Source organism: uncultured Dietzia sp., from assembly GCF_937873725.1.
Taxonomy (GTDB): Bacteria; Actinomycetota; Actinomycetes; order Mycobacteriales; family Mycobacteriaceae; genus Dietzia.
Window position 1 is genome coordinate 15,917 of sequence record NZ_CALMYY010000046.1, and the last position, 21,439, is coordinate 37,355.

Here is a 21,439-nt window from a genome sequence, read left to right on the forward strand (position 1 = left end):
CGCTGCCCCGATTCGGGGAGCGGATGGTGCGGGGGAGTAGCGGATCTCGTCGAGGGGGGGACGGGCGGCGCCGTCAGGAGATCACTTGATCTCGCAGAGCACCGCACCCTGGGTCACGGCGGCGCCGGCGTCGACGGACAGGTCGGTGATCACGCCGTCCTTGTGCGCGGTGACCGGGTTCTCCATCTTCATGGCCTCGAGCACGGCCACCAGGTCGCCGGTCTTGACCTCCTGGCCCTCCTCGACGGCCACCTTGACGACGGTGCCCTGCATGGGTGCCGACACGGCGTCGCCGGAAGCGGCGGCACCGGCGGCGCCGCCACGGGTGCGGGCCTTGGCCTTGCGGCGGACGGTGCCGCCGTTGTGCGAGCCACCGAAGGCGAGGTCCCCGGGCAGGGACACCTCGACGCGGCGGCCGTCCACCTCGACGACGACCTTCTTGCGCTCGACGGGCTCGTCGTCGTCGACGGGGGCGCCGGTCGGGGTCCACGGCTCGAGCGGGTTGTCCCACTCCTCCTCGATCCACTTGGTGTAGATGTCGAAGCCGTCGCCGTCGCCGACGAAGGCGGGGTTCTCGACGATGTGGGCGTGGAACGGCAGGACCGTCGCCATGCCCTCGATCTTGTACTCGGCGAGCGCGCGGGCCGAGCGGGCGAGCGCCTGGTCGCGGTCCTCGCCCCAGACGATGAGCTTGGCGAGCATCGAGTCGAACTGGCCGCCGATGGTGTCACCCTGCTCCACGCCGGAGTCCATCCGGACGCCCGGGCCCGTGGGCTCGTGGTAGCCGGTGATCGTGCCGGGGGCGGGCAGGAAGCCGCGGCCGGCGTCCTCACCGTTGATGCGGAACTCGAACGCGTGGCCGCGCGGGGCCGGGTCCTCGGTGAACTCGAGCACCTCGCCCTCGGCGATCTTGAACTGCTGCAGCACCAGGTCGATGCCGGCGGTCTCCTCGGTGACCGGGTGCTCCACCTGGAGGCGGGTGTTGACCTCGAGGAACGAGATGGTGTCGCCCTGGACCATGTACTCGACGGTGCCGGCGCCGTAGTAGCCGGCCTCCTTGCAGATGGCCTTGGCCGAGTCGTGGATCCGCTTGCGCTGGTCGTCGGTGAGGAAGGGTGCCGGGGCCTCCTCGACGAGCTTCTGGAAGCGGCGCTGCAGGGTGCAGTCGCGGGTGCCGGCGACGATGACGTTGCCGTGCTGGTCGGCGAGGACCTGGGCCTCCACGTGGCGGGCCTTGTCGAGGTACTGCTCGACAAAGCACTCGCCGCGGCCGAAGGCGGCGGTGGCCTCGCGGGTGGCGGAGTCGAAGAGGTCGGAGACCTCGGACATCTCGTGGGCGACCTTCATGCCGCGTCCGCCGCCACCGAAGGCGGCCTTGATGGCGATGGGCAGGCCGTACTGCTCGGCGAACTTCACGACCTCGCTGGCGTCCGAGACCGGGTCCTTGGTTCCGGCGGCCATCGGGGCGTTGACGCGCTCGGCGATGTGGCGGGCGGTGACCTTGTCGCCGAGGTCGCGGATGGCCTGCGGCGGCGGGCCGATCCAGATGAGGCCGGCGTCGATGACGGCCTGGGCGAAGTCGGCGTTCTCGGAGAGGAAGCCGTACCCGGGGTGGATGGCGTCGGCGCCGGACTTCTCGGCGGCATCGAGGATCTTGTCGAAGACCAGGTAGGACTCCGCGGAGGTGGTGCCCCCCAGGGCGAAGGCCTCGTCGGCCAGCTTGACGAACAGCGCGTCCGCGTCGGGCTCGGCGTACACGGCGACGCTGGCCAGGCCGGCGTCCTTCGCCGCGCGGATCACACGGACGGCGATCTCGCCGCGGTTGGCGACGAGGACCTTGGTGATGTGAGAGCTGGCATGACTGGGCACTCAGGGCCTCCTGGTGATGGACGTCTCTAGAACCGGCGCGCCCGGTGGGGCCGCCGATGTTCCTCCGCAGTCTAATGAGAGGTCCACCTCATGTGTGGGATTGGGGGTCCATGGGCCACCCCGTGGGGGCGGTCCCGGTGGCACGCCGCGGCCGCGACCTGCGGTTCAGGGGCGGAGTTCGGGACGCCACACGCGGTGGGCGTGGAGCCCGGCCCCCTGGAGGAGCCGCCGCAGGAGCGGCAGGCTGAGCCCGATGACGCTCGACGGGTCGCCCTCGATCCGGTCGATGAACCACCCGCCGAGGGACTCGATCGTGAAGGCGCCCGCGCATTCCAGCGGCTCGCCGGTCCGGAGGTACACGTCGAGGTCGGCGTCGGAGGGGGCGCCGAAGTGGACCGTGGTGTCGGAGGTGTCCTGACCGGAATGTGTGACGACGAGGTGGTCGTTGCCTGCGTGGTCGTCCCCCGCGAGGTCGGCCACGATGAGGGCGTGGCCGGTGAGCAGCACCCCGTGGCGCCCGCGCATGGCCCTCCAGCGCTCCATGGCCCTCTCGTAGGTGTGTGGCTTCCCCTGGAGCCGGCCGTCCACGAGGAGCATCGAATCGCAGCCCACCACGATCAGCGTGTCCGCCCCGGCCGCGCGGGCCTCGGCCGCGAGCCCCGGACCCTCCCGGTCCAGGACCTCCTCCGCCTTGGCCCGCGCGAGCTCCTCGACCACCCGGACGTGCGGGGTCCCCTCGGGCAGCGAGGCCTGCAGGGCGTCCTCGTCGACCCGCGGGTGCCGGACCAGCGGATCCACCCCGGCCTGCTCGAGGATCCGCAGGCGGGACGGGGAGGCGGAGGCGAGGACGAACGCGATCATGGGGTCAGCGTAGCCACGGCGTCAGGGGCGCGGCAGCAGCATGGTGACGGTGAGGGTGGTGGGCTCGAGCGCCAGGACCCGGTGCCGCAGCTTCGCGGTGAGGTGCAGGACCTCCCCGGTGCGCAGGTCGAGCGTGCGGTCCGGCAGGCCGAACTCCACCCGGCCCCGCAGCACCTGGATCAGCACGGGGTGGAACGCGGCGTGGTCGGGCAGCTCATGGCCCTCGGCGAACTCGAACGCCACGATCTTGGTGGTCTCGTCCACGTGGACGATCGAGGCGCGGGGGCGGTCGGGGAACGGCTCCACACGGCCGATGATCCCCGTCACGTGGGTCGCGGTGCCGTCGTCGGTGCCGGCGCGCTCGCCGTGTTCGCGGTCCTCTGCACCGGGGTCCAGCCCGACCTCGGCGGCGGTGGGGTCGTCGGACATGGGGTACCTCCCGGACTCGGCTGGCCCCCGAGCCTACCCACTCCGGGGACGCGACAGCCGCCCCCCGACCGCGTGGTGGGGGGCGGCTGTCGATGCCGGTGCCGGCCGGTGTGGCAGGTGTCGGTCAGTACTGCCGACGGTTGAGGAACGAGCTCGGGTTGTAGCCGAACGGCGGGCGCAGCCGGTCGGAGTACGAGCCCCAGTCGTCCTTGACGCCGGTGGGGGAGTCGCCGGCGCTCACCGCGTTGCCCTGCGCGGTCGCCAGGATGGCGGAGAGCACGCCGACCTCGACCGCGGTGGGGTTCCCGCGCACGACCTCGAAGAACGGGGAGGGCGCCGTGGTGTCCCCGGCCTGCGCGCTCACAGCGGGATGTTCCCGTGCTTCTTGGCGGGCACCTCGACGACCTTGCGGTCGAGGAGGCGGAGAGCCTGCGCCACCTGCAGCCGCGTGTGCGACGGGGGGATGACCGCGTCAACGTAGCCGCGCTCGGCGGCGACGTACGGGTTGACGAGGGTGTCCTCGTACTCCGCCTGCAGCGTCAGGCGCAGCGCGTCGACGTCCTCGCCGTTCGCGGCGGCCTGCTTGAGCTCGTTCCGGTAGACGAACCCGACGGCGCCGGAGGCGCCCATGACGGCGATCTCCGCGGTCGGCCACGCGAGGTTGATGTCCGCGCCCATGTGCTTGGACCCCATCACGTCGTAGGCGCCGCCGTAGGCCTTGCGGGTGATCACGGTGACCTTGCCGACCGTGGCCTCGCCGTAGGCGTAGAGCAGCTTGGCGCCGCGGCGGATGATGCCGTCGAACTCCTGGCCGGTGCCGGGCAGGAAGCCCGGGACGTCGACCAGGGTGAGGATCGGGATGTTGAAGGCGTCGCAGGTGCGGACGAAGCGCGCGGCCTTCTCGGACGCCTTGATGTCCAGGCAGCCCGCGAACTGGGTGGGCTGGTTGGCCACCACCCCGACGCTGCGGCCCTCGACGCGTCCGTAGCCGACGATCACGTTCATGGCGTACTGCGCCTGGACCTCGAGGAACTCGCCGTCGTCGACGATGCGCGAGATGACCTCGTGCATGTCGTACGGGCTGTTCGAGGAGTCCGGGACGATCGTGTCCAGCTCGTGGTCCTCGGGGGTGAGGTTGTCCTCGATCGCGCCCTCGGCCTGCGGGAACGGCAAGCGGGGGGCCTCGGCCCGGTTGTTGCTCGGCAGGTAGGAGAGGAGGTCCTTGACGTAGTCGAGGGCGTCCTGCTCGTCGCTCGCCGTGTAGTGCGAGACGCCCGACTTGGTCATGTGCGTGGTGGCGCCGCCCAGCTCCTCCTGGGAGACCTCCTCGCCGGTGACGGTCTTGATGACGTCGGGGCCGGTGACGAACATCTGCGAGGTCTTGTCCACCATCACGGTGAAGTCGGTGAGCGCGGGGGAGTACACGTGACCGCCGGCGGACGGCCCCATGACCAGGGAGATCTGGGGGATGACGCCGGAGGCCTGCACGTTGCGGTGGAAGATCTCGCCGTAGAGGCCGAGCGAGACCACGCCCTCCTGGATCCGGGCACCCGCGCCGTGGTTGATGCCGATCATCGGGCGGCCGGTCTTGAGCGCCAGGTCCATCACCTTGACGATCTTCTCGCCGTAGACCTCGCCGAGCGATCCGCCGAACACCGTCGCGTCCTGCGAGAACACGCAGACGCTCCGACCGTCGATCGTGCCGTAGCCGGTGATGACACCGTCGCCGAGCGGCCGTCGCTCGGCCAGGCCGAAGGTGGTGGCGCGGTGGCGCGCGAGGGCGTCGATCTCGACGAACGACCCCGGATCGAGCAGATTCTCGATCCGCTCGCGGGCGGTCATGAGGCCCTTGTCGTGGGTCCTGTCGATCGCGGCCTGGCCCATCGGGGCGCGGGCCTCGTCGAGGCGCCGGCGCAACTCGGAGAGCTTCCCGGCCGTCGTGTGGATGTCGGGCGTCGCAGCGTCGGTCTGGACGTCGTCACTCACGTCCGGTTCTGAGGCAGTCGTCATGTTGTAGGACTCTAACGACTCGGGACGGGCCGTGGCGATGTGACCCGGTCGACTCCCCCTGCGGGCGACCCCGCCCGGGGTCGGGGTTCCGACCTACTCTGGACGCCGTGAACCCGGAGACCGGAATCCATGACCTGCGCCCGTTGGACGTCGACGCGCTCCGCGGTGCGTTGGTCGAGGGGCCCGGCGCGCCGTACTCCGCGCTCGAGGTGGTCGAGGAGATCGGCTCCACGAACGCCGAGATGATCCGACTGGCGGGCCTCGGGGCCCCGGACCGCAGCGTGCTCCTGGCCGAGTACCAGGCCGCCGGCCGGGGCAGGCTCGGCAGGAGCTGGGTCGCGCCGCCGCGGACGCAGGTCGCGGTCAGCGTCCTGCTCCGGCCCGGGGCGGTCTCGCCCACGCTGTTCGGGTGGCTGCCGCTGGTCACCGGCCTCGCCGTCCGCGACGGGCTCGCGGCCGCGGGCGGGGTGGACGTCACGCTCAAGTGGCCGAACGACGTCCTGGTGGACGGGCGCAAGCTCGCCGGGATCCTCGCCGAGATGACCACCGTCCCGGGTGGCGGCGACTTCGACATCCGGCTGCCGGCGCTGGTGGTGGGCATGGGGATCAACGTGGGGCTGACACGGGAACAACTGCCGGTGCCGCACGCGACCTCCCTCGCCCTGGCCGGCGGGACGACGGACCGGGACGCCGTCGCGCGGGCGGTGCTCGAGGCCCTGGCGCGCCGACACGCGCAATGGCGGGCCTGCGACCGGGGGAGCGGATCGTCGATCTCGGACGAGCTCATGGCGGAGTACTCCGCGGCCTGCTCCACCCTCGGCGCCGACGTGCGGGTGGAGCTCCCGGGAGCCCAGGTGCGCACCGGGAGGGCCGACCGCGTGGACAGGGACGGCCGCCTCGTCGTCGTCACACAGGACGGCGAGTTCACCGTGGCGGCCGGAGACGTCACCCACATCCGCCCCGCCGCCGGCCGGTGGGGCGGCTGACCCGTGGGGTTCGTCGGGTCGGTCCTCGCGCCGGGGGAGACGCTGATCGTCCACAGTCACCCGCACTGGCGGGGGCTCGTGCGGCCGGCGCTCGTCACGGTGATCGGCGCCGGGCTCGCGGGGATCGTGGCCGGGTTCATCGAGGTCCAGGTCGTGCACGCACCGGATCGCGCCGCGACCTGGGCGATGGTCGCGGGGCTCTACGCCCTGCTGGTCCTGCGCTTCGGGCTGTGGCCGGCGATCCGGTGGGTGCGGACCGACCTCGTGGTGACGGACGAGCGGGTGCTCTACCGGCCGGCCGGGTCCTCGCGGCGGTGCGTCGACGTGCCGCTCCGCCGGGTGAGCGCGGTGCGGTTCCGGCACACGCTCGCCGACCGCGCGCTGGGCACCGGGTGCCTGATCCTGGAGTGCGGACACCTCCCCCCGGTGGAGATCGACCACGTCCCCGACGTGGCCGGCGTGCACGCCGCGGTGTACGACGAACTGCTCCGGCTGCCCCCTCCGCCGCCGCCGGTGCCCCTCGCGCCGGCGCCCCGGTTCCGCTGGGGCCTCCCGGGGTGGCGGTGACCGACCCGCCGCGCGTGAGACCATGGGCGGCGTGAACGACGACTCGCGCATCCGCCGCAACCCGCTCGGCACCCCCGTCGTGGCGATGATCGGGGGAGGACAGCTCGCCCGCATGACCCACCAGTCGGCCGTGGCGCTCGGGCAGACGCTGCGCGTGCTCGCCGCCGACCCGCTGGATCCGGCCGCGCAGGTGACCCCGGACGTGGTGATCGGCGCCCACGACGACCCGGACGCCGTCCGCCGGGCCGCCGCCGGGGCCGACGTGGTGACGTTCGACCACGAGCACGTGCCGCCCGAGATCCTGCTCGGGCTCGAGTCCGCGGGCGTCGCCGTGCGCCCCCGCGCCTCGGCGCTGATCCACGCCCAGGACAAGCTCGTCATGCGGCGCGCCCTCGCCGAGATCGGCGCGCCGGTCCCGCCGTTCACCGGCGTCGAGTCGGTCGAGGACGTCCGACGGTTCCACGCGGAGCAGGAAGGGCGGATCGTCCTCAAGGCCGCCCGCGGCGGATACGACGGTCGCGGCGTGTGGATGCCGGACTCGCTCGCCGAGGCCGAGCGGATCGCCTCCGACCAGCTCGCCGCCGGCGTGCCGATGATGGCGGAGGCCCGCGTGCCGTGGACCCGCGAACTGTCCGCGCTCGTCGCCCGCTCGCCGTTCGGCCAGGGCGCGGTGTGGCCGGTCGTGGAGACGGTCCAGCGCGACGGCATCTGCGCCGTGGTGGTGGCGCCGGCCACCGGGCTGCCGGACGACCTGCGCTCGGCCGTCCAGGCGACCGCGCTGCGCCTGGCCGAGCACCTCGACGTGACCGGGGTGATGGCGGTGGAGCTGTTCGAGGTCATCGGCTCGGACGGTCGGCCGGGGGTGCTGGTCAACGAGCTGGCCATGCGGCCCCACAATTCCGGCCACTGGACCATGGACGGGGCCACCACCAGCCAGTTCGAGCAGCACCTGCGCGCGGTGCTCGACTACCCGCTCGGCTCGACGGTCCCGACCGCACCCGTGACCGTGATGGCCAACGTGCTCGGCGCGGGCGAGGCCCCGCTGATGAGCATGGACGAGAGGGTCCACCACCTGGGCGCCCGGTTCCCGCACGCCAAGGTGCACCTCTACGGCAAGTCCGAGCGGCCGGGGCGCAAGATCGGCCACGTCAACGTCCTGGGCGACCCCGGGGTCGATCCCGACGACCCGGATCAGGTCGGCACCGTCCGTGCGGTGGCCGAGCTCGCGGCGCACTGGCTCTCCCACGCGGAATGGACGGACGGCTGGGACCCCCACGCGGGGGCGCCCGTCGGGTCGTACGACCGCTGATCCCAACTCGAGGAAAGGAAGCGACATGACTTCGCGACAGGGCGGACCGCAGGTCGGCCTGATCATGGGCAGCGACTCCGACTGGCCCACCATGGAGGCGGCCGCGGAGGCGCTCGCCGAGTTCGGGATCCCGTTCGAGGTGGGGGTGGTCTCGGCGCACCGCACCCCGCAGAAGATGCTCGACTACGCCCGCTCCGCCGCCGGGCGCGGGATCAGGGTCGTGATCGCCGGTGCCGGCGGGGCGGCGCACCTGCCCGGGATGGTCGCCTCCGCCACCCCGCTGCCGGTCATCGGCGTGCCGGTTCCCCTGAAGTACCTCGACGGGATGGACTCCCTGCTGTCGATCGTGCAGATGCCCGCCGGCGTGCCCGTGGCCACCGTGTCGATCGGCGGCGCCCGCAACGCCGGGCTCCTGGCGGTCCGGATCCTCGCGGCCTCGGACCCCGCGCTCCTGGTCCGGATGGAGAGCTTCCAGGCGGACCTCGAGGCGATGGTGGAGCGCAAGGACGCCGCGCTGCGGGAGAGCCTGCTCGGCTGACCGGGTCCCGGGCCGCGAGCCGGTTACCCGCTGGTAACTTGGGGGCCGGACGCCCGCGGACCGACATCGCGGCGATAATGACGACCAGACGTGCGTCGTCGGCATCGCCGGGAGATGACCGGGACGGTGTCCGCCGCGCGACCAGCACCGACGATTCCCTCATGGAGGCCCGCACATGTCCGGTAACCCCGACTTCGATCTGTACCGCCCGGCGGAGGAGCACGAGGAGCTCCGCGCCGCGATCCGCGCTCTCTCCGAGAAGGAGATCGAGCCCCACGCCGCGGACGTCGACGAGAGCGAGCGGTTCCCGCAGGAGGCCCTCGACGCGCTCAACGCGTCGGGCTTCAACGCCGTCCACGTCCCGGAGGAGTACGGCGGGCAGGGTGCGGACTCGGTGGCGTCGTGCATCGTCATCGAGGAGGTCGCCCGCGTCTGCGGGTCGTCCTCGCTGATCCCGGCCGTCAACAAGCTCGGCACCATGGGGCTGATCCTGGCCGGCGGCGACCACCTCAAGAAGATGGTCCTGCCCGAGATCGCCGAGGGCAAGATGGCGTCCTACGCGCTGTCCGAGCGCGAGGCCGGCTCGGATGCCGCGGCCATGCGCACCCGCGCCCGCCGGGACGGCGACGACTGGATCCTCAACGGCAGCAAGGCGTGGATCACGAACGGCGGCAAGTCCACCTGGTACACCGTCATGGCCGTCACCGACCCGGAGAAGGGCGCCAACGGCATCTCCGCGTTCGTGGTGAACGCCGCCGACGAGGGCTTCGGCGTCTCCAAGACCGAGAAGAAGCTCGGCATCAAGGGCTCGCCCACGGCCGAGCTGTACTTCGAGAACGTCCGGATCCCGGGCGACCGCATCATCGGCGAGCCGGGCAGCGGCTTCAAGACGGCGCTCCAGACGCTCGACCACACCCGTCCGACCATCGGCGCCCAGGCCGTGGGCATCGCCCAGGGCGCCCTCGACGCGGCGATCGCCTACACCAAGGAGCGCAAGCAGTTCGGGCGCGCGATCTCGGACTTCCAGAACACGCAGTTCATGCTGGCCGACATGGCCATGAAGGTGCAGGCCGCCCGCCTGATGGTCTACACCGCCGCCGCCAACGCCGAGCGGGGCACCGCCCCGGGTGGCGAGAAGCTCGGCTTCATGGCCGCGGCCTCCAAGACCTTCGCCTCCGACGTGGCGATGGAGGTCACCACCAACGCGGTGCAGCTCTTCGGCGGTGCCGGCTACACCCGTGACTTCCCGGTCGAGCGCATGATGCGGGACGCCAAGATCACGCAGATCTACGAGGGCACCAACCAGGTCTGCCGCATGGTGATGGCGCGCCAGGTCCTCGCCTGACCCGAGGCGCGCCCCGCGGCGCGCCCCGCGCCCGCGCCCCGCGCCCCGAGCCCCGCGCCCGAGATCCGCTACCCCGAGGCCGGATCCGCTACCCGCACAGGAGTAGCGGTTCCGGCGGGAGGGTAGCGGATCTCGGCGTTGCGGGGTGTGGCGTTGCGGGGTGCGGCGTTGCGGGGTGTGGCGTTGCGGGGGCGGTGTCCGGGCCGGTGCCGGGTGAGCGCGTCAGAGCGCCAGCGTGGTGCGCTCGGTCGCGGCCACCTCGGCGACGCGGGGATCGCCGGGGTCGGCGCCGGTGACGAGCACGGCCGTGCCGCCGGAGGCGAACACGCGGGCGAGGACGGTCACCACGTCGTCGCGAGAGCGTCCCGCCACCAGGACCCGACCGCGCAGGGCCGGGTCCGCGAGCCGCCCCACGGCCACCCCGTCCAGCGCGTGCGCGCCGCCGCCGGACGGCACGAACGCGTCCGGATGGATCCGGCACGCCTCGGCGAGGTCGGTGACCCCCGGCGGCACGTCCACGCCCAGGGAGGCCAGCGGGCGGCCCATGGGGTCGGTGGTCATGAGGAGCGTCTCCACGTCGGCCGGGTGGCGGTCCAGGCGTTCCGGGACGGTGATGACGGCGACGGCGGTGGCCGCGTCGGATGCCTCGGTGCGGACCTCCGCGCCCGCCCACCAGGCGCCGAGCAGCACGCCGGCGGTGAGCCAGTGCGCGGGGAGGTCGCACACCACGACGTCGCCCGGGGCGACCCCCACCTCGTCGCGCAGGAGCCCGGCGATCTTGGCGGCCCAGTTGGCGGTCGAGACCACGGACAGCTCGATCCGGGACGGTGCCCCGAGGTCGTAGTGGGTGATGAGCGGCGCTCCCGGATCGGCGGCGAGGAGCGGGCCGAGCACGGTGTCTGCGGCGGTGGTCACGGGCGTCCTCCGGGGTGGTGGATCAGTTCACGCAGGGGACGTCGGATCCGCCCGCGTCGAATGTCGGGCGCTGGGCGATGGACGGCGGCAGCGGCGCGTAGCTGGTCGTGGCCGGGGTGAGGGACTCGATCCCGGTGGCGTCCCCGGCGGGCCCGCTGTAGTCCTCGGCCAGGACCACGCGCACCGACCCGGCGGGGATCGCCGGGTCGACCTGCACGGGCAGGCCGCCCAGGGCGTCGGATACGGCGAACGCGGCGGCGTCGTCCGCGGAGGACGCGGCGACGTGGGAGGTGTACGCGACGGCGGGGTCGGTGAGCAGGTCCCCGGGGGTGTAGCCGAGTTCCGCGAGCGAGCCGGACACGCGGGCGGCCAGTCCGTCGATCGCGGTGGTGTTGACCACCGAGACCGTCACGTCCGCGGGGACGACCCCGCCGCCGGCGGTGGCCTCGGTGGTCCCGGTGGTCTCGTCCTCGGTACTGGCGAACCCGCCCACGAACTCCGCGACCTGGGCGGGGTCGACGGTGACGATGGACTCGCCCCACTCCGTGACCGAGTCGATGCTCGTCACGGGGATGGTCTCGAACCGCACGTTGCCGCCGCTGATGTCCTGGAGCTTCATGGCGAAGTCGACGAAGTCCCAGTTCTCGTCGATGACGAAGGACCGCTTGGCCGCGTCGGCGAGGGCGCTGAGCTTGGAGGGGTCCGCGAGGGTGCCGGCGGACAGCGTCCTCTTGACCAGCTGGGACATGAACACCTGCTGGCGGACGATCCGGTCGAGGTCGCCGGCGGGCAGGTCGTGGCGCTGGCGCACGAAGCTCAGCGCGTCCGAGCCGGAGACCGTCTGGACCCCCGCGGCGAACTTCGCCCCCGACAGCGGCTCGTCGACATCGGCGTTGAGGCATACCTCGACCCCGCCGACGGCGTCGGTGAGCAGGACGAATCCCAGCAGCCCGATCTCGGCGTAGTGGTCGACCGACACCCCGGTGAGGTCACGGATGGCCTCGATGAGGCCGTTGCGGCCGGCCTGGACGGCGTCACGCTGGTCCTGGTCGGTGAGCGAGCCGTCGGGGCTGGCGGCGAGGGCCTCCTCGAGGTAGGCCTCCTTGTACGCCGAGTAGACGCCGTTGATCTTGCTCCCGCCGATGGTCGGCGTCTCCACGTAGACGTCCCGGGGGATGGAGATCGCGGTGGCCGAGCTGCCGTCCTCGGGGATCCGGATGAGCAGGATGGTGTCGGTGTTCTCGCCCACCTCCTCGCCGGTCCGGATGGTGGCCAGCTCCTCCGGGCTCAGGGCGTTGCCCTGGGCGTCGGTCCGGTTGTCGGTCCCCACCAACAGGATGTCCACCGCACCGTCGAGGCCGCCGACGCCCACGTCGAGCCCGCCGGCCGAGGCGAGGTCGGAGTTGAGGCCGTTGAACACCGTCCAGCCGACGCCGGTGACGAGGAGACAGAAGGCGGAGACGAGGGCGGCGAGCGTGCGGGCGACCCGGGCGGCCAGCGGGCGGCCGGGGTCGGCGTGGCGCCGGCCCCGGGCGGGAGCGCGGCGGGGCGTCACGGGCTGCTCGGCGCTCATCCACCGTCCTTGTCGTTGAATCCGGGCGGTCGGGCCGCTCCCGGGAGGGGGAGCCGGACCAGCGCAGACCGCCGTCGATGCGGCTCGCGGGCCGCCCGGGCCGCCGATAACGATCCCACGGTACCGCGCCGCGCGCCGGGCGCCGGAATCGGCAGCACGCGTCGTAGGGTGTTCCGGGTGACGACCCGACTGCCCGTCGTGACGGTGACCTATTCGCCCGGCGACCACCTCCGCACCTTCATCGACACCCTGCCCGGGTCCACCACGCGGCCGGTGGGTCTGGTGATGGCGGACAACGGGTCCACCGACGGGGCGCCCGAGGCGGCGGCCGCCGCCCACGACTTCGCCGAGTTCCTCCCCACCGGCGGGAACCTGGGCTACGGGACGGCCGTCAACCGGGCCGTGAGCGAGATCGCCTCCCGCCCGGACGGTTTCGACCAGGAGTTCGTCCTGGTGGTCAATCCCGACGTGTGGTTCGAACCGGGGTCGGTCGACGCGCTCCTCGCCGCCGCCGAGCGGTGGCCCCGGGGCGGGTCGTTCGGCCCGCGCATCGCCGAGCCGGACGGGTCGGTGTACCCCTCGGCCCGGTCGGTCCCGCGACTTCGGGCCGGTATCGGCCACGCGGTGCTGGGTCCGGTGTGGCCCGGCAACCCGTGGACCGCCCGGTACCTCGACGACGCGGACATGGAGACCGAACGCCCCGCCGGATGGCTGTCGGGCTCCTGTCTGCTGCTGCGGGGGTCGGCCTTCGACGCGGTGGGCGGGTTCGACGAGCGGTACTTCATGTACCTGGAGGACGTGGACCTGGGCGACCGCCTCGGCCGCGCCGGGTGGCAGAACGTCTATGTCCCGTCGTCCGTCATCCACCACGATCAGGGGCATTCGACCAAGTCGGTGCCCGAGTTCACCCTGCGGGCCCACCACCGCAGCGCGTACCTGTTCCAGGCGGACCGGCATCCCCGTGCGTGGCAGGCACCTATACGCTGGGCCCTCAGGGTCGGCCTGGAGGCACGGTGCCGCCTCGCGATCCGCTCCGCGAGGCGAGCCCTGCGCTGAGCGCCGGACAGACCACCGGCCACCCGGTAGCCGCGCGACCGCGCGTCCCGGGGGGCCCATGACAGCGGGAGCAACAGCGTGACCTCGACGAACTCCGAGAGCCCGGTGCGGGGCGACCTGATCGCGGATACCGAGGCGGTGATCCTGGTGGGGGGGAAGGGGACCCGGCTGCGGCCGCTCACCATCTCCGCGCCCAAGCCGATGCTGCCCACCGCCGGCCTGCCGTTCCTCACGCACCTGCTCTCGCGGATCCACGCGGCGGGCATCCGCCGCGTGGTGCTGGGCACCTCCTTCAAGGCGGAGGTATTCGAGGAGTACTTCGGCGACGGGTCGGACCTGGACCTCGAGATCTCCTACGTGGTGGAGACCGAGCCCCTGGGGACCGGCGGCGGTATCCGCAACGTCCTGGACGAGCTCACCGCCTCGACGATCATGGTGTTCAACGGCGACGTCCTGGGGGGCACCGACCTCACGCAGATCCTGGACCTGCACCACGCGAAGGACGCCGACCTCACCATGCACCTGGTCCGGGTGTCGGACCCCCGCGCGTTCGGCTGCGTCACCACCGACGACGACGGCCGGGTCCTGGAGTTCCTCGAGAAGACGCAGGATCCGCCGACCGACCAGATCAACGCCGGCTGCTACGTGTTCAAGCGTGAGCTCATCGAACAGATCCCCGCGGGCGTCCCCGTCTCCGTCGAGCGCGAGACCTTCCCCCAACTGCTCTCCGAGGGGAGGCGGGTCTACGGGTTCGTGGACTCGGCGTACTGGCGGGACATGGGCACCCCCGAGGACTTCGTCCGCGGGTCCTCGGACCTCGTACGCGGCATCGCCCCGTCGCCGGCCCTCGCGGGGCACCAGGGTGAGGCCCTCGTGCACGAGGGTGCCGGGGTCGGAGCCGGGGCGGTCCTGGTCGGTGGCAGCGTCGTCGGCCGGGGCGCGGTGATCGGGGCGGGCGCCCGCCTGGACGGCGCGGTCGTGTTCGACGGCGCCCTGATCGAGGCCGGCGCGACGGTCGAGCGGTCGATCATCGGCTTCGGCGCCCGCATCGGGCACCGGGCGCTCATCCGCGACGGCGTGATCGGCGACGGCGCGGACATCGGAGCGCGCTGCGAGCTCCTGCGCGGCGCGCGGGTCTGGCCGGGCGTGGTGATCCCCGACGGCGGGATCCGCTACTCCACGGACATGTAGGCGTCCCCGGCCGGCCGGGTCCCCCGCGGGGTGACCGGGTCGGCCGGCACCCCCACGGCCACGGCCCCCAGGGGCCGCCACGACGCCGGCAGGCCGAGCTCCCGCCGGGTGGTGTCGGCGGCGAAGATCGTCGACCCCACCCAGCACGAGCCCAACCCACGCGCCGCCAGGGCGACCAGCAGCGACTGCACGGCGGCGCCCCCGGCCACGGTGAACATGGTCTCCTCGCACGCCCGGCGCCGGGCGTCGGGGTATGCGTGCGCGCCGGCGGCGTCGTCGACGAACGGCAGGATGAGCTCGGGGCTGGTGCGCAGGAGGTCCCCCCGGGCCAGCCGGCGGGCCAGCACGTCGGCCGGATGGCCGTCGGCGCGCAGGTCCGCCTCCCAGTCCGCGCGCAGGGCGTCGAGCAGCCGGGTCCGCGCATCCCCGGCGACCCGGACGAACCTGATCGGGGTGCTGTGGTGGGGCGCCGGCGCGGTGAGCGCGTCGGCCACCGCGTCGGCGAGGGCCCCCGCGGGGACCGGCTCGCCCGAGAACCGACGGACGGAGCGGCGCCCGGGAACGGCCTCGCGCCGCCCCTGCGCCACCGCCTCGGCGGTGCCCAGCCGGAACAGGTCCGACGCGCTGTCGCGGACCAGGTCGCGGGCCCGCCGCGGGGAGCCGCCCTCGTCGTCGTCGTCCTGGTCCTCGTCGAGCAGGAGGTGGCGCACCCCGCGGACCACCGCGACCGGTCGGGCCCCGAGCTTGCCCTTGACCAGGTCGGCCGCCGCGGCGATCTCGTCGGCCACCGCGACGTCGGTGACCAGCAGCTCGTTGCCCTGGCCGTCCACGGCGCCGTCGTACCCGACCGACACCCGCAACCCCGCGGCGCCGATCGCCATGTCGACCTGGCCGGTGCGCCAGGCCCGCCCCATGGTGTCGGTCACCACCACGGCCACCCGCGCCCCGGTGAGCCGGTGCAGGTCACGCGCGAGCGCGTCGGCGGAGGCGTCGGGGTCCTCGGGGAGCAGCGCGAGCTCGCCGGACTCGACGTTGGAGCCGTCGACGCCGGCGGCCGCCTGGACGATGCCCAGCCGGTTCTCCGTGATCACCGTCCGGTTGACGCGCGCGACCACCCGCACGGACTCCTGGTCGACCAGGCGCCGGCGGAGGGCGTCGCGCTCCTCGGGATCGGTGGGCGCGGGCACGATCCGGCCCTCGGTCTTGGACAGGACCTTGGACGTGAGCACCACCACGTCGCCGTCGGCCAGCCCGCGCGGGTCCCCGGTGAGCGCGGCGGCGAGGATGCCGGCCAGGTCGTCCCCGGGGCGGAACTCCGGCAGCCCGTCCGGGGCCCACAGGTGGACGTCGGCGGGGGCCGCGTGCTCGCCCGACCAGGGGCGGCCCTCGGGGAGCGCGCCGTCGGTCATCGGTCGGACCGCGCGGGGACGTCGAGGCCGACCAGCCTGATCGCGGCGGCCACCATGTCGGCGGTGGCGTCAGGGTCGGTCATGAGCAGCGGGGCCTCGCCGACGGTGATCCCGTCCACCTCGCCGACCCCGCCCGCGGGGCCGTCACCGGGGGCCACCAGCCAGCCGTCGAGCAGGCCGGTGGCGGACCGGGAGCCGAAGTGGCGGGCCACGGCGAGGGCGTCCGTCTCGACCCCGATCGCGGTGAGGCACGTGTCGGCCATCCCGCGCAGCACCGCGCCGCCGATGACGGGGCTGACGCCCACGACGGGCGCGGGCGTGGCGCGCAACGCGGCGCGGATCCCGGGGACGGCGAGGACCGCGCCGACGGAGACCACGGGGTTGGAGGGGGCGACGACGACGAGGTCGGCCGCGGAGATCGCCTCGAGCGCCTCCTCGGTGGGCCGGGCGGCCTCCGCCCCGACCTGCACGAACCCGGAGGGCGGCAGCTGCGCCCTGTGCCTGACCCACCACTCCTGGAAGTGGATCGCCCGCGTGCCGGTCCCGCCCGCGGCGTCATCCCGGACCACCACGTGGGTCTCGCAGCGCTCGTCGGTGACGGGCAGCAGCCGGACGCCGGGGGACCAGCGCGCGCACAGCGCTTCGGTCACGTCGGTCAGGCGGTAGCCGGCGTCGAGCATCTGGGTGCGCACGAGGTGCGTGGCCAGGTCCTTGTCCCCGAGCCCGAACCAGTCCGGCTGCACGCCGTAGGCGGCCAGCTCGTCGCGGCAGTTCCAGGTCTCACCCGCGTGTCCCCACCCGCGCTCGGCATCGATGCCACCACCGAGGGTGTACATGATGGTGTCCAGATCGGGGCAGATGCGCACGCCGTGCATCCAGGCGTCGTCACCGACGTTGACCACCGCATCGATCCGGTGCGCATCGCTGCGGTGCGGCGCGTCCGCTCCCGGCCCGGGGTCCAGCCCGAGGAGGCGGCGAGCGCCCAGAAGGAAACGGGCGCCACCGACGCCACCGGCCACCACACAGATCCTCACGACGCCCAAGGGTAGTGACGAGGGGGCGGGTGGGTCCGGGTGGGCCACGGTCACCGCGGCGCGGCGTGGGGCGGGCGTGGCCCACGCCACAGGGTTTCTGGCGTGTCGCGGGCGCGCGTGGCCGACCGGCGGTGCTAGGTTTCCCCGTTTTCGCTTGACCTGAGCGACTCGCATGTGTGTAATCACAGGTGTGTCATTCGCATCTGAGCGGCACCGGGTCCGTCAGACGCGCGAGCGACGAGCAACGTAACACGAGGGGATGACCGTGGATCGACAGTCACGCACCGCAGCGGGACCCGACCTGACCCTGGTCGACTTCGGCTCCACCGCCCTCTTCGCGGAGGACGAGGAGGAGAGCTGGCAGGACCGGGCCCTCTGCTCCCAGACCGACCCGGAGGCGTTCTTCCCGGAGAAGGGCGGCTCGACCCGCGAGGCCAAGAAGATCTGCACGGGGTGCGAGGTCAAGGCCGAGTGCCTGGAGTACGCCCTCGCCAACGACGAGCGCTTCGGCATCTGGGGCGGGCTGTCCGAGCGCGAGCGTCGCCGGATCAAGCGCGACGCCGTCATGTGAGTCCCCCCGCACGCCCCCGCTTCCGCAGGTCCTGACCGCCCCACGGGGCGGTCAGTCGTCGTCCGGGCCGGCCTCGACCTCGTCGGGCGAGACCTCCAGGTGCTGGGAGACCAGCTCCACCAACACCGAGTAGACCAGGTCGCGCAGATCGTCCCCGCCCTGAGTGCGTCGGGTGAGCGGCTTGCGGAAGAGCACCAGCCTCGCCCGGGTGGGTTGGCCGGACCGGTCGACGCCGGCGGGGACGAGGCGGGCGAGCGGGACCAGCCCGTCGGCGACGACCTCTTCCGGCCACGACTCGCCCGGCTTCAGCCGCATCCTCGGCACCATGTCCACCGCGAGGTCCAGGTGGACCAGGCGGGAATGCCAGTGCTGGTCGATCTCGGCGAACGCCTCGAGCGCCGCGGCGTCGAACTCGGCCGCCCTGCTCCGCCACCGGGGGACCTCCGGGGGCAGGACCGGGCCCCGGGGGCCGTGGCCACGGCGTTCGGCGCGCCGGGTCGTCACCACGCGCGGGCCGCGCCGGCCGGGATCGCCGGGGAAGTCCCGCACCGAGATCCGGCTGCCCGCGCACACGTCGGACTGCCCGGCGCCGGGGATCGCGTTCCCCGTCGGCGGACGTCCGGGAACCGGGGTGGTCGGCGTCATGGCGCGAGGATAACCCCCGTCGGCCGGGCTCCGCGACATCGGCGCGGCGGGTCGCGGCCCGCCCGTCGACCGGACGGGTCTACCCTGGGGCCTCGTGAGTGAGAACCGTCGTTGCTGCCGCCCGGGGTGCCCCAATCGTGCGGTCGCCACGCTCACCTACGTCTACGCGGACTCCACCGCCGTCATCGGACCGCTCCCGGCGGTCCGCGAGCCGCACGCGTGGGACCTGTGCGCGGCCCACGCGCTGCGCATCACCGCCCCCCGGGGCTGGGACCTGGTGCGACACCCCGACATCGACACCTCCGCGGAGGACGCCGACCTCACGGCCCTGCTGGACGCCGTCGCCGGCGCCCCCGTCGGCGGCCGGAGGGCGGGAGCCGCGCTGGTGGACGCGGACAGGCTGCGGCGGCTGGGGGTCTCCGACCCCGGACCCGTTCTCGCGGAGGCCCCCGTCGATCCCTCCGGCGGCCGCCCCCACCTCCGGGTGGTTCCCGACGTGCCCGACCGCGCCGAGGCCGACCCCGGCCCGCCGGGTGACGGTGTGGGGGAGTCGGGTCCGGGCGCGGGCTGACCCTCCGCCCGACGCGTGTCCCGTCAGCGGGTCACGCCCCACGGGTAGTGTCACGGGCAAGACCCACCCGACCGCCTCTCATCCCTGGAGCAGCACGTGGCACGCAGCGCCGAGTCCGTCCGAGCAGTCATCAAGGCCTACGACGTCCGTGGCGTCGTGGGTGAACAGATAGACGAGGGCTTCGTCCGTGAGGTCGGGGCGTCGTTCGGCCGTCTCATGCGGTCGGAGGGCGCGGGCACGGTGGTGGTCGGCCACGACATGCGCGACTCCTCCCCGTCGTTGTCCCGGGCGTTCGCCGCCGGGGTCACGGCCCAGGGCCTCGACGTGGTGACGATCGGCCTCGCCTCGACGGACCAGCTCTACTACGCCTCGGGGCTGCTCGACTGCCCCGGCGCCATGTTCACCGCCAGCCACAACCCGGCCCGGTACAACGGCATCAAGCTGTGCCGCGCGGGGGCCAAGCCCGTCGGCCAGGAGTCCGGCCTCGGGACGATCTCCGCCGACCTGGTCGAGGGGGTGCCGGAGTACGACGGTGCCCCCGGCGCGGTGACCGAGCGGGACGTGCTCGCAGGCTACGGGGAGTACCTGCGCGGCCTGGTCGACCTGTCCGGCATCCGGCGGCTCAAGGTGGCCGTGGACGCCGGCAACGGGATGGGCGGCCACACCGTGCCCGCGGTGCTCAGCGGGCTGCCGCTCGAGATCATCCCCCTGTACTTCGAGCTGGACGGCAACTTCCCCAACCACGAGGCCAACCCCCTCGAACCGGCCAACCTGGTCGACCTCCAGGCGCTCGTCCGGGAGAGCGGCGCGGACATCGGGCTGGCCTTCGACGGCGACGCGGACCGGTGCTTCGTGGTGGACGAGCGGGGTGAGCCCGTCGCCCCGTCCGCCATCACCGCCCTGGTGGCCGGGCGCGAGCTCGACAAGGAGCCCGGCGCCTCGATCATCTACAACCTCATCACGTCGCGCGCCGTCCCCGAGTTGGTGGAGGAGAAGGGTGGCGTGGCCATCCGCACCCGGGTCGGCCACAGCTTCATCAAGGCGCAGATGGCGGACACCGGCGCGGTCTTCGGCGGCGAGCACTCGGCGCACTACTACTTCCGCGACTTCTGGGGCGCCGACTCGGGGATGCTGGCGGCCATGCACACGCTCGCCGCGTTGGGTGAGCAGGAGTCCACGCTGTCCGAGGTCATGGCGGAGTACACCCGCTACGCCGCGTCGGGTGAGATCAACTCGACCCTGGACTCGGCGGAGGCCCAGGTGGAGCGCATGGAGGCCGTCCTCACGGCGTTCTCCGGCCGCGCCGTCTCGGTCGATCGCCTGGACGGGGTGACCGTGGACCTCGGGGGCGGCGCGTGGTTCAACCTCCGGGCGTCCAACACCGAACCGCTGCTCCGCCTCAACGCGGAGGCGCCCACCACCGAGGGTGTCGCCGCGGTGGTCGACGAAGTCCTCGCGATCGTCCGTGCCTGACCTGACCAGCGACACCGGGGCCGGTCGGGTCGATCTGGACGACGCGGAGGCGCTCCGGTCCTCCGACGCCACCGGCGCCCTCCTCCACGCGTCGATGGGCGGTGCCCAGATCCGCGCGGTGGCGACGGCGGTGGACGCCGGGGCGCTCGAGGCGCTCGTCGGGTTCCGGCCCCGCGCGCTGGTGTGGGTCCACGGCCGCTCCGCCCGGGCCCGCCACGCCGCCGGCGTCGTCACGGCGCTCGCCGAGGGCGTCGGCGGGCCCGGCGTGCCGCCGCTGGTCCACGCCCACACGCTTCCGGCGTGGGTCGGGGCGCTGGACGTCGTGCTGGTCTCGGGGGACGACGCCGGGGACCGCGACCTCGCCTCCGCGGTCGACGCCGCCGCCCACCGGGGTGCGGCCGTGGTGGTGGACGTCCCGCGCGAGGGTCCGGTGGGGGAGTCCGGCGGGGGTCGCGCGACCTGGCTGCCGCCGTTGCCGTACCTGCCCCCGCACCGGGGGATCCTCCATCACCTGGCCGCGGGGATGGCCGTCCTGGACGCGCTCGGCGTGCCCGGCCTCGGCGTGGCCGCGGCCGCGGACGCGGTGGATGCCGAGCTCGAGGGTCTCGGGCCGGACCTGTCGACGCCGGTCAACCCCGCCAAGCTCCTCGCCAGGTCCGTCGCGGGGACGGACCCGCTCGTCTGGATCCACTCGGATCCGGTGTCCTCGGCCTACTGTGACCGGGCCGTCGCGGCGTTCTGTGACGTCGGCCGGGTCACGGCGTCCTCCTCGGTGTCGGATGCCGTCCGCTCCCAGGCGGAACGGGCCCAGGGCCGTCCCCCCGTGGATCCCCTGGCGAGCCTGTTCCACGACGACCAGCTCGACGGCGCACGGGAGGTCCTCCCCATCCGGCACCTCGGTATGGTGTTGGGCGCGGACGAGGACGTCGTCCGCCTGGCCGCGGGCCCGCTCGCGGACGTCGAGTGGATCACCGATCGCGGTCGGGACACGGTCGGCGACCCGCCGACCCCGTTGAGCGGAAGGGTGGCCGCGCTCATGGCTCGGACCGAACTGTCCGCCGCATACCTGTTGGTCGGGGGTCTGTGA

The 21,439-nt window shown here is 73.4% G+C and carries 21 protein-coding genes; 11 read left to right on the top strand and 10 right to left on the bottom strand.

All coding sequences use genetic code 11. From position 1 onward, the window contains the following. Positions 1–81 precede the first annotated feature (81 nt). The 5 genes from Q0444_RS04375 to Q0444_RS04395 all read right to left on the bottom strand — a co-directional run bounded on the left by Q0444_RS04375 (position 82) and on the right by Q0444_RS04395 (position 5,169). Entirely contained in the window at positions 82–1,869 is a 1,788-nt protein-coding gene (locus Q0444_RS04375) for an acetyl/propionyl/methylcrotonyl-CoA carboxylase subunit alpha (protein WP_291081441.1), read from the bottom strand. 165 nt (positions 1,870–2,034) lie between these two features. Then, on the bottom strand, positions 2,035–2,730 hold the full coding sequence (locus Q0444_RS04380; RefSeq protein ID WP_291081439.1) for a nucleoside triphosphate pyrophosphatase: 696 nt from the start codon (positions 2,728–2,730) through the stop codon (positions 2,035–2,037). Between the two features lie 21 nt (positions 2,731–2,751). Next, complete coding sequence (locus tag Q0444_RS04385) at positions 2,752–3,159, bottom strand: cupin domain-containing protein (RefSeq protein WP_291081437.1); 408 nt, start codon at positions 3,157–3,159, stop codon at positions 2,752–2,754. Positions 3,160–3,283: 124 nt separating this feature from the next. Continuing rightward, positions 3,284–3,523, bottom strand: a complete 240-nt coding sequence (locus Q0444_RS04390) for an acyl-CoA carboxylase subunit epsilon (RefSeq protein ID WP_291081435.1) — start codon at positions 3,521–3,523, stop codon at positions 3,284–3,286. Beyond that, complete coding sequence (locus Q0444_RS04395; RefSeq protein ID WP_299021665.1) at positions 3,520–5,169, bottom strand: acyl-CoA carboxylase subunit beta; 1,650 nt, start codon at positions 5,167–5,169, stop codon at positions 3,520–3,522. The genes Q0444_RS04390 and Q0444_RS04395 overlap by 4 nt, the downstream gene beginning before the upstream one ends. Positions 5,170–5,276: 107 nt before the next feature. On the opposite strand from Q0444_RS04395, the gene Q0444_RS04400 reads away from it, so the two are divergent. The 5 genes from Q0444_RS04400 to Q0444_RS04420 all read left to right on the top strand — a co-directional run bounded on the left by Q0444_RS04400 (position 5,277) and on the right by Q0444_RS04420 (position 9,914). Next, on the top strand, positions 5,277–6,155 hold the full coding sequence (locus Q0444_RS04400) for a biotin--[acetyl-CoA-carboxylase] ligase (RefSeq protein ID WP_291080473.1): 879 nt from the start codon (positions 5,277–5,279) through the stop codon (positions 6,153–6,155). Positions 6,156–6,158: 3 nt separating this feature from the next. Then, positions 6,159–6,722, top strand: coding sequence for a PH domain-containing protein (locus Q0444_RS04405; RefSeq protein WP_291080471.1), 564 nt, complete (start codon positions 6,159–6,161; stop codon positions 6,720–6,722). Positions 6,723–6,744: 22 nt separating this feature from the next. Further along, positions 6,745–8,031, top strand: a complete 1,287-nt coding sequence (locus Q0444_RS04410; protein WP_291080470.1) for a 5-(carboxyamino)imidazole ribonucleotide synthase — start codon at positions 6,745–6,747, stop codon at positions 8,029–8,031. Positions 8,032–8,056: 25 nt separating this feature from the next. Beyond that, the gene (gene purE / locus Q0444_RS04415) at positions 8,057–8,569 is read left to right on the top strand and encodes a 5-(carboxyamino)imidazole ribonucleotide mutase (RefSeq protein ID WP_291080468.1); all 513 of its coding nucleotides are present in this window, start codon (positions 8,057–8,059) and stop codon (positions 8,567–8,569) included. A gap of 175 nt (positions 8,570–8,744) precedes the next feature. After that, entirely contained in the window at positions 8,745–9,914 is a 1,170-nt protein-coding gene (locus Q0444_RS04420) for an acyl-CoA dehydrogenase family protein (protein ID WP_291080466.1), read from the top strand. Between the two features lie 222 nt (positions 9,915–10,136). Here Q0444_RS04420 and Q0444_RS04425 read toward each other — a convergent pair whose 3' ends face one another. Together Q0444_RS04425 and Q0444_RS04430 are read right to left on the bottom strand one after the other, a co-directional pair. Further along, entirely contained in the window at positions 10,137–10,829 is a 693-nt protein-coding gene (locus tag Q0444_RS04425; protein WP_299021671.1) for a TIGR03089 family protein, read from the bottom strand. A gap of 22 nt (positions 10,830–10,851) precedes the next feature. Continuing rightward, complete coding sequence (locus Q0444_RS04430; protein WP_291080463.1) at positions 10,852–12,402, bottom strand: LCP family protein; 1,551 nt, start codon at positions 12,400–12,402, stop codon at positions 10,852–10,854. Positions 12,403–12,579: 177 nt separating this feature from the next. Here Q0444_RS04430 and Q0444_RS04435 point away from each other — a divergent pair, with 177 nt between their 5' ends. Both Q0444_RS04435 and Q0444_RS04440 read left to right on the top strand, forming a co-directional pair. Next, positions 12,580–13,458, top strand: coding sequence for a glycosyltransferase family 2 protein (locus tag Q0444_RS04435; protein WP_299021674.1), 879 nt, complete (start codon positions 12,580–12,582; stop codon positions 13,456–13,458). 105 nt (positions 13,459–13,563) lie between these two features. Next, positions 13,564–14,649: an NDP-sugar synthase gene (locus Q0444_RS04440; protein WP_291084409.1), complete on the top strand. Its 1,086-nt coding sequence runs from the start codon at positions 13,564–13,566 to the stop codon at positions 14,647–14,649. On the opposite strand, the gene Q0444_RS04445 is transcribed toward Q0444_RS04440, so the two are convergent. Further along, positions 14,631–16,058, bottom strand: coding sequence for a coenzyme F420-0:L-glutamate ligase (locus Q0444_RS04445; RefSeq protein WP_291084401.1), 1,428 nt, complete (start codon positions 16,056–16,058; stop codon positions 14,631–14,633). The two genes, Q0444_RS04440 and Q0444_RS04445, sit on opposite strands and share 19 nt — an antisense overlap. Beyond that, positions 16,055–17,092, bottom strand: a complete 1,038-nt coding sequence (gene cofD, locus Q0444_RS04450) for a 2-phospho-L-lactate transferase (protein ID WP_291084398.1) — start codon at positions 17,090–17,092, stop codon at positions 16,055–16,057. The genes Q0444_RS04445 and cofD overlap by 4 nt, the downstream gene beginning before the upstream one ends. Before the next feature lie 259 nt (positions 17,093–17,351). Here cofD and Q0444_RS04455 point away from each other — a divergent pair, with 259 nt between their 5' ends. Continuing rightward, positions 17,352–17,663: a WhiB family transcriptional regulator gene (locus tag Q0444_RS04455; RefSeq protein WP_291084393.1), complete on the top strand. Its 312-nt coding sequence runs from the start codon at positions 17,352–17,354 to the stop codon at positions 17,661–17,663. 51 nt (positions 17,664–17,714) lie between these two features. Here the strand turns inward: Q0444_RS04455 and Q0444_RS04460 are convergent, their stop codons facing one another. After that, a complete protein-coding gene (locus Q0444_RS04460) occupies positions 17,715–18,236 on the bottom strand; it encodes a metallopeptidase family protein (RefSeq protein ID WP_349679629.1) in 522 nt (173 codons plus the stop codon). Positions 18,237–18,402: 166 nt separating this feature from the next. Between Q0444_RS04460 and Q0444_RS04465 the strand changes: the two genes are divergently transcribed. The 3 genes from Q0444_RS04465 to Q0444_RS04475 all read left to right on the top strand — a co-directional run bounded on the left by Q0444_RS04465 (position 18,403) and on the right by Q0444_RS04475 (position 21,439). Further along, positions 18,403–18,879 carry a DUF3499 domain-containing protein gene (locus Q0444_RS04465; RefSeq protein WP_291084390.1) on the top strand — a complete coding sequence of 159 codons (477 nt, stop codon included), beginning with the start codon at positions 18,403–18,405 and terminating at the stop codon, positions 18,877–18,879. Positions 18,880–18,975: 96 nt separating this feature from the next. Continuing rightward, entirely contained in the window at positions 18,976–20,352 is a 1,377-nt protein-coding gene (locus Q0444_RS04470; RefSeq protein ID WP_291084388.1) for a phosphomannomutase/phosphoglucomutase, read from the top strand. Then, on the top strand, positions 20,345–21,439 hold the full coding sequence (locus tag Q0444_RS04475; protein ID WP_291084386.1) for a hypothetical protein: 1,095 nt from the start codon (positions 20,345–20,347) through the stop codon (positions 21,437–21,439). Before Q0444_RS04470 ends, Q0444_RS04475 begins: the two co-directional genes overlap by 8 nt.

Coding starts and splice junctions, on each gene's coding strand:
- Q0444_RS04385 (WP_291081437.1), bottom strand. CDS start 3,159: ATGTCCGACGACCCCACCGCCGCCGAGGTCGGGCTGGACCCCGGTGCA.
- Q0444_RS04445 (WP_291084401.1), bottom strand. CDS start 16,058: ATGACCGACGGCGCGCTCCCCGAGGGCCGCCCCTGGTCGGGCGAGCAC.
- Q0444_RS04395 (WP_299021665.1), bottom strand. CDS start 5,169: ATGACGACTGCCTCAGAACCGGACGTGAGTGACGACGTCCAGACCGAC.
- Q0444_RS04380 (WP_291081439.1), bottom strand. CDS start 2,730: ATGATCGCGTTCGTCCTCGCCTCCGCCTCCCCGTCCCGCCTGCGGATC.
- Q0444_RS04420 (WP_291080466.1), top strand. CDS start 8,745: ATGTCCGGTAACCCCGACTTCGATCTGTACCGCCCGGCGGAGGAGCAC.
- Q0444_RS04455 (WP_291084393.1), top strand. CDS start 17,352: ATGACCGTGGATCGACAGTCACGCACCGCAGCGGGACCCGACCTGACC.
- Q0444_RS04410 (WP_291080470.1), top strand. CDS start 6,745: ATGGGCGGCGTGAACGACGACTCGCGCATCCGCCGCAACCCGCTCGGC.
- Q0444_RS04430 (WP_291080463.1), bottom strand. CDS start 12,402: ATGAGCGCCGAGCAGCCCGTGACGCCCCGCCGCGCTCCCGCCCGGGGC.
- purE (WP_291080468.1), top strand. CDS start 8,057: ATGACTTCGCGACAGGGCGGACCGCAGGTCGGCCTGATCATGGGCAGC.